The sequence below is a fragment of the Streptomyces sp. NPDC058691 genome (assembly GCF_042714775.1).
In the GTDB taxonomy this organism is placed as follows: domain Bacteria; phylum Actinomycetota; class Actinomycetes; order Streptomycetales; family Streptomycetaceae; genus Actinacidiphila.
Genome location: NZ_JBHXSO010000129.1, coordinates 1 through 6,571, shown reverse-complemented (window position 1 = coordinate 6,571; position 6,571 = coordinate 1). Strand labels below are relative to the sequence as shown.

Annotated in this window: 7 protein-coding genes; 3 read left to right on the top strand and 4 right to left on the bottom strand. The window is 71.8% G+C overall.

The features are described 5' to 3' along the window. Positions 1-39 precede the first annotated feature (39 nt). Together ACFWVC_RS38425 and ACFWVC_RS38420 are read right to left on the bottom strand one after the other, a co-directional pair. Positions 40-930 carry an alpha/beta fold hydrolase gene (locus ACFWVC_RS38425; RefSeq protein ID WP_384299398.1) on the bottom strand — a complete coding sequence of 297 codons (891 nt, stop codon included), beginning with the start codon at positions 928-930 and terminating at the stop codon, positions 40-42. Between the two features lie 86 nt (positions 931-1,016). Then, entirely contained in the window at positions 1,017-1,979 is a 963-nt protein-coding gene (locus ACFWVC_RS38420; RefSeq protein WP_384299391.1) for an RNA polymerase sigma factor, read from the bottom strand. Positions 1,980-2,422: 443 nt separating this feature from the next. On the opposite strand from ACFWVC_RS38420, the gene msrA reads away from it, so the two are divergent. Together msrA and mug are read left to right on the top strand one after the other, a co-directional pair. Further along, positions 2,423-2,938, top strand: a complete 516-nt coding sequence (msrA, locus tag ACFWVC_RS38415) for a peptide-methionine (S)-S-oxide reductase MsrA (RefSeq protein ID WP_384299383.1) — start codon at positions 2,423-2,425, stop codon at positions 2,936-2,938. A 107-nt stretch (positions 2,939-3,045) separates the two neighbouring features. Continuing rightward, entirely contained in the window at positions 3,046-3,633 is a 588-nt protein-coding gene (gene mug / locus ACFWVC_RS38410; RefSeq protein WP_384299378.1) for a G/U mismatch-specific DNA glycosylase, read from the top strand. 13 nt (positions 3,634-3,646) lie between these two features. Here mug and ACFWVC_RS38405 read toward each other — a convergent pair whose 3' ends face one another. Continuing rightward, complete coding sequence (locus tag ACFWVC_RS38405; RefSeq protein ID WP_384299373.1) at positions 3,647-4,273, bottom strand: hypothetical protein; 627 nt, start codon at positions 4,271-4,273, stop codon at positions 3,647-3,649. A gap of 242 nt (positions 4,274-4,515) precedes the next feature. Further along, entirely contained in the window at positions 4,516-5,082 is a 567-nt protein-coding gene (locus ACFWVC_RS38400) for a cysteine hydrolase family protein (protein ID WP_384299369.1), read from the bottom strand. Positions 5,083-5,419: 337 nt separating this feature from the next. On the opposite strand from ACFWVC_RS38400, the gene ACFWVC_RS38395 reads away from it, so the two are divergent. After that, a complete protein-coding gene (locus ACFWVC_RS38395; RefSeq protein WP_384299363.1) occupies positions 5,420-6,526 on the top strand; it encodes a nitrous oxide reductase family maturation protein NosD in 1,107 nt (368 codons plus the stop codon). Positions 6,527-6,571 lie beyond the last annotated feature (45 nt).

Genomic DNA, 6,571 nt, shown 5'->3' with positions numbered 1-6,571 from the left:
CGTCGGCGCTGTGCGTGGCGCTCTCCGTCGCGCTGTGCCTCAGTTCCCCGTGACGAAGGCGGCGACGGCGCCCGCGAACTCCGAAGGCTGTTCCAGGTGCCCGAAGTGGCCGCTGTCCTCGAGGATCAGCAGCTCGGCGCCGGGGATCAGCTTCTGCAGCTCCTCGGACCACCGCACGCCGCAGATCACGTCGTGCCGACCGACGACGACCAGCGCCGGCAGCGTCAGCGAGCCCAGGGTCGCGCGGTCGTCGATCAGGTCCGGGGAGAGGTCGGCGTCCAGGCCCGAGATGTACCACCCGGTGACCGAGTCCCGCAGCGGGGCGAACTCGCTCTCCCTGCCCCAGTAGTCGGCGAAGTACGCCGGCAGGATCCCGCGGATCACGGCCACCACGTCCTCGTCGCTCGCCATGGAGGACACCGACTGGAAGGCGTTCAGGACCTCCGGCAGAGCGGGGTGGCCCGCGTGCAGGCCGGCGAACTCCTCCACCTTGAGCATCGCCTCGGCGCCGTGCTCGGGGCCGGTGACGGGGGCGCTGTCGTAGAGGACGATCCCGGCGATCCGGCCGGGCCGGTGCAGCGCGTGGTACTGGGCGACGAAGCCGCCGTGGGAGTGGCCCAGCAGGTGCACCGCGGGTACGCCGAGGTGGTCGATGACCGCGTCGAGGTGCCGGCTGTAGAGCTCGCGTGTGTAGCCGTGCGGGTGCGTGGCCAGACGGCCGGAGTCACCGGTGCCGACCGGTTCGACGTAGACCATCGTCAGGTGCCGTTCCAGCTCGGGCATCCGCAGGTACTCCCAGGCGATCCCGGGCCCGCCGGAGTGGGCGACGCACACCGGGCCGGTGCCGTGTACGTGGTAGCGCTGGTCGAGGCCGTTCACGGTGATCGTGTGAGTACCGGCGGCCAGCGGGCCGGTGGCGGGTGCGTTCATCGCGGTTCCCATCGGTGAGGGGGGATGTGGACACCGACAGGACGCGGGCGGGGGGAAGGAGTTCGATCGCCTCGACGTGACCTCGGTCACACCGAGGCGACGGGGAGCACTACACGCGCTCCGTGGAAGAGGCGCAGGCGCTCCACCCGGCCGGCCGCGAGGGTCATGATCCAGGCCACCGCGGGCGGGCAGTGGTCGGGGTTGTCCGGGGGATTGATCAGGTCCATCTCCCAGACGGCGAGCGCCTTGCCGGCGGCCACGTGAACGGGCCGCTGCCGGACACCGGCGGTCAGATCGCACTCCATCCCCCGCAGCAGCGCCTGCGTGCCGCCCAGCCGGATGTCGCCCCGCATCAGTGCGGCGCCGGGGCTCCACCGCTCCGCGAGCACCTTGCCGAAGTCGCCGCGCTCGGCGGCCGCCAGCGTGCCGTGCGCCTCCTCCCAACTGGCCGAGGTGCGCTGCCGGGCATCGCTGTGGGCGCCGTCCGCCGTCGCGGCCAGCGCCTCGGCGAGCTTGGCCCGCCCCTGGCTGAGCCGGCTGCGGATCGTCCCCACGGGCACCGCGCAGGCGCGGGCGATCTCGTCGTACGAGGTGACACGCGAGCTGAAGTGCCGCAGGACCAGCGGTACGCGCAGGGTCGGCGACAGTTCCTCCATCGCCTCCCAGATCCAGTCGCGCAGCGCGTGGCGCTCCAGCACCTCCTCGGGGCCGGCGCCCGCGGCGATGCGGGTGAGCTCGTCGAGGGGCACGCCGCGCGAGGACGTCCGCAGGAAGCTGCGGCAGGCGTTGCGCACGATCATGCGCAGCCACGGGCCCACGGCCGCCGGGTCGCGCACGTCGCCGATGCGGCGCAGGGCGGTGAGCGCCGCGTTCTGTACGGCGTCGTCGGCGTCGGCCCCGGGGCCCAGGATGCTGAGCGCGACCGCGCGCATGCCGGGCTGATGGGCCTCCAGCAGCAACCCCAGAGCCACGACGTCACCGGCCTGCGCGGCACGGGTCAGCGCCACGTCACTGCCGGTTTCCGCCACCGGGGAGTGGCCACGCCTCATGTCGCACCTTCCTGTACTGCCGTCCCGCGGGCACCCGAAAAATCAAGGGAGCACCGCACCGGGGACCGCGTCGGGGAACGGTCGCGCACGCGTCCCGGGAACCGGGGAAGTGCGTGGGACGCGGAGCGTCGGCGAGTGCTGCACCGCGCATCACGAAGGTAACACCCCCCTGAAGGTGCCCGGGGACTGGGCGGACGGCGTCGGCACGGCCCGCGTGACCACCGCGTTCCCGGCCCGCTCCGGCACGTGCCGCGAGGGCCTGGGGCCCCGCCCTCGCCGGTGCGGCCCGCGAGGGCGAATACTGGGAGACGACCGACGGCCGGGACCCGCGAGCTGTGGCCCACGCCGAGGCGGGCGCGCACGGGCGGGACGGGAATCCCCGGCCGCCGCGCGCCGTTGCCCACGTAGCGGGAAACGGACACGACGATATGGAAGGACCGACCATGACCGCGCCGACGTACAACAAGGCCATCCTGGCGGGCGGCTGTTTCTGGGGCATGCAGGACTTGATCCGGAAGCTGCCCGGCGTGATCTCGACGCGGGTCGGATACACCGGCGGCGACGTGCCCAACGCCACCTACCGCAACCACGGGACCCACGCGGAGGCCATCGAGATCACCTACGACCCCGCGGAGACCGACTACCGGGCACTCCTGGAGTTCTTCTTCCAGATCCACGACCCGACGACGAAGAACCGCCAGGGCAACGACATCGGCCTGAGCTACCGGTCGGCGATCTACTACCTCGACGACGAGCAGAAGAAGGTCGCCGAGGACACCATCGCGGACGTCGAGGCGTCCGGGCTGTGGCCCGGCAAGGTCGTCACCGAGGTCGAGCCCGCGGGCGCGTTCTGGGAGGCCGAGCCGGAGCACCAGGACTACCTGGAGCGCTACCCCGAGGGCTACACCTGCCACTTCCCGCGTCCGGGCTGGAAGCTGCCGGCCCGCGCGAGGGACTAGGCCGTTTCCGACCCCGGCGCGACGGCACGCGGTACGGCCCCTCCCCTTCGGGGGCGGGGCCGTGCCCGTTTCGGTCCTGCCCACGAGTACGCGTACATGGAGGACGGATGGCGGACACACCTGCGCCGGCGGTGCCGCTCGGGCCCCCGGCCCGCGCGGGCCGGCTCTCGGACCTGATCGCCGACGACCTGCCGCTGCTGCTCGTGGGCATCAATCCCGGCCTGTCCTCGGCCAGGGCGGGGCACCATTTCGCCACCCCGGGCAGCCGGCTGTGGCCGGCACTGCACCGGGCAGGCTTCACCCCGAGGCAGCTCACCGGCCAGGAGGACACCGAACTGCTGCGGTACGGCATCGGCCTCACGTGCATCGTGCGCCGGCCGACCGTCCGGGCGGCGGAGCTGTCCAAGGCCGAGCTGGTGGCGGGCGGGCGGACGCTGCGCCGCCGGGTGCGGGCCCGCCGCCCGGTGTGGCTGGCGCTGCTGGGCGTCACCGGCTACCGCGCGGCGTTCGGCGTACCCGACGCCGTGGTGGGCCCCCAGGAGGCGACCATCGGCGGGACCCGGATCTGGGTACTGCCCAACCCCAGCGGGCTGAACGCCCATTACCCGCCCGCTGCCCTCGCCCGGGAGTTCGCCCGTCTGCGGGTGGCGACCGGAATGCCGGACTTGTCCGGCACCCCGGATCACGTCACATGAGGTGGCGAACCCGTCAGAGGCGGCCGGCCACCTTGAGCGCCAGGTCCGTCAGCAGCTTGGCGTGCTCCGCTTCGTCCTCGAGGCGTACCAGCCGGATCGAGACCCAGTGCTCGCCGACCCGCAGGAAGACCTCCCCGCCCGCCAGGTACGCCTCGTCACCGACGTCCGCCAGCGGCTTCAGGCTGTCCGGGTGGAGCGTGTGCTCGGCGTCGTAGTAGTTCTTGCCGGACTCCCCCGCGAACACCTCGACCTGCCCGGTCGGGCCGTCGGGCGGCGCGGTGTAGGTGCAGGTGTCCCCGATGGCCCTTCCGTGCCCCAGCGACATGCCGGCGAGCTGGTCGGCCTCCAGCTGGGTCACCAGTCCACAGGCGTCGTCCGGCGCCACGGTGGGCGAGGCGGACGGCGTCGCGGACGACTGCCCGTCCGGCTTCGACGAGCCCGGGGCGCCTCCGCCCCCGGCGGGGGCACTCTTGGCGGGCGCGCTCGCCTTGTCGCCGGCGTCCGTCGCCAAGTCCTGGCACCCCTGGAGCGCCAGGACCAGCAGCGCCGCCACGGGTGCCCCCAGCAGCGCGGTGCGGCGCCTGCGGCTCGGCGATCCGGGCCGCGTTCGACCACGGTCACGGGTATGGATGTTCAACATCGATTCGGTCCCCCCAAGGTTCCGTTGCACGTCCCCGCCCGGCACGATGCCCCGCGCAGGTGAACCTACAGACGTACCGAATCGGCCATTTGGTTTCGGCTGGATTGAGACCGCGCATCGGTGTCGCGCGGGCGGCGCGCAGAATGCCGTTCCCGCCCCCGCAGCGGGAACGGCATGTGCGAGATGTGACGTGCCGTCAGGTTGCGTGACCCCGGAGGATCCCGACGGGGGGCGCGCCCCGCTCAGTCCTGGTCTGCCGCCGCGAAAGCGACGTCCGCCGTGTCGACGGTGCCACCCTGGCGACCCGGGGCGCTCTGCCACTTCCAGTAGAGGTTGGTGTGCGCGACGACCTGCTCCGGCGTGGGCGCTCCGTAGGCGGTCAGGTCCTCCGTGGTGTGCGCGTCACCGACCAGCGTCACGTCGTATCCGCGGACGAGGCCGCCGTGCAGGGTCGACCGGATGCACGCGTCGGTCTGCGCACCGGTGACGACGAGCCGGCCCACCCCGCGCTCGGCGAGCAGGCTCTCCAGTTCCGTCTCCTCGAAGGAGTCGCCGTACCTCTTGTGGACGAGGGGCTCGGCGTCCGTGCGGACGAGCTCCGGCACATACTGCCAGGCCTCGCTGTCCCGCTTGAGGCCGTCGTCCGAGTGCTGCACCCAGATGACGGGCACGTCCTGCGAACGGGCCCTGCCCAACAGGGCGTTGATGTTGGCGATCACCTCGTCACGCCGGTAGGAACCGTCCACCACCCCGTTCTGGACGTCGATGACGAGGAGCGCGCTGTTCGGCCGATCGGGCAGGGTCGTCATGAGGGGGACCTCGGTTTCTCGTCGCGGATTTGTGTCGCCCCTCACAGTAGGACGGGCCACTGACAACGGCCCCGGATCGGGCGACCGGAGCCCCCCGCGGCGGGTTCCGCGTGCGGAACAAGTCGGCCTCCACTGACGCTCCTTGACGGCTCGGCTCCCCGCGGGCCCGGTGGTGTCCGCGGAGCCTGGAGGCCCCGGCGCGTTCCGCCCCGGGATCGAAGGCGGCCCGATCCGGTCATCGGTACGCCCGGACGCTCTCCGGTGGCGAGGCTTCACAACCCTCCATAGCGTCTCTTTCCGACGGCTCACCCAGGTCAGCGGAAAGCAGGTACGCGTCATGAAGCATCCTCGGTCTCGCCGAGCCGTCGTGGTCACGGCGACCGCGGCGGCGCTCGCCGCGGGCGCGGTCGGCTGCGGAAACAGCAGTGGCAGCGGCAGCGTCAGCGACGTGCAGAAGGTGAATGCCCACACCGTCCATCCGGGGGAATCGATCCAGGCGGCGGTGGATCGCGCGGCGCCCGGGGACGTCATCGACATCGAGGCCGGCACCTACAACGGGAGCGTGCAGATCTCCACGCCGCGGCTGACGCTGCGTGGCGCCGGCACGGCCACCGTGATCATGCCGAGCAAGACCGGCAAGGAGAACGCCTGCGCCAAGGCGGGCGAGGGCGTGTGCATCACCGGCACGGCGAAGAAGAAGGCCACCGAGGTGCGGCTGGAGTCGCTGACGGTGGCCGGATTCAAGACGAACGGCATCCACGCGACGATGGCCGACGGCCTGCGGGTGGCGAAGGTGACGTCCCGGGACAACAAGCAGCAGGGCATCCTGCTCGAGAAGTCCGTCCGCGGGCAGTTCACCGGCAACACCGCCACGAACAACGGCGAGTCCGGGATCTTCCTCGCCAACTCCATGAACACCGAGGGCGGCGCCCTCGACACCCAGGGCGGGATCGTCAAGGACAACACCCTGAACGGGAACCGGATCGGTGTCACGCTGCGCCGGGTCCGCAACGTGTCCGTCGAGCACAACACGATCAGCGCCAACTGCGGCGGCGTCTTCGTGGTGGGCGACGAGGGGGTTCCCCGCGGCGGCGCCCTCACGGTCAGCCACAACACGGTCACCAAGAACAACAAGTACTGCCCGGCGACCGCCCGCCTCCCCTTCATCCAGGGCGCCGGCATCGTGCTCACCGGCGTGGAGAAGACCGTCGTGACGGACAACGACGTGCGCGACAACAGCGGCAAGTCGCCCATGTCCGGCGGCATCGTGCTCTTCAAGAGCGTGGTGGGCAAGGCCAACACGGGCAACGAGATCCACGACAACACCGTGCGCGGCAACAAGCCGTCCGACCTGGCCAACCGGGACATGGCGGGGACCGGCAACAATTTCACCAACAACCAGTCGGAGACCTCGGAGCCGCGGGAGCTGCAGGCGATGCACTGAACCCGCGGCAGGACGAACGGCGCGCGACCCCCGGATGCCGGGGGT

What these genes read in the sequence shown, in the direction of transcription:
- ACFWVC_RS38405 (WP_384299373.1), bottom strand. Translation starts at nt 4,273, where the DNA reads ATGTTGAACATCCATACCCGTGACCGTGGTCGAACGCGGCCCGGATCG.
- ACFWVC_RS38395 (WP_384299363.1), top strand. Translation starts at nt 5,420, where the DNA reads ATGAAGCATCCTCGGTCTCGCCGAGCCGTCGTGGTCACGGCGACCGCG.
- mug (WP_384299378.1), top strand. Translation starts at nt 3,046, where the DNA reads ATGGCGGACACACCTGCGCCGGCGGTGCCGCTCGGGCCCCCGGCCCGC.
- msrA (WP_384299383.1), top strand. Translation starts at nt 2,423, where the DNA reads ATGACCGCGCCGACGTACAACAAGGCCATCCTGGCGGGCGGCTGTTTC.
- ACFWVC_RS38400 (WP_384299369.1), bottom strand. Translation starts at nt 5,082, where the DNA reads ATGACGACCCTGCCCGATCGGCCGAACAGCGCGCTCCTCGTCATCGAC.
- ACFWVC_RS38425 (WP_384299398.1), bottom strand. Translation starts at nt 930, where the DNA reads ATGAACGCACCCGCCACCGGCCCGCTGGCCGCCGGTACTCACACGATC.
- ACFWVC_RS38420 (WP_384299391.1), bottom strand. Translation starts at nt 1,979, where the DNA reads ATGAGGCGTGGCCACTCCCCGGTGGCGGAAACCGGCAGTGACGTGGCG.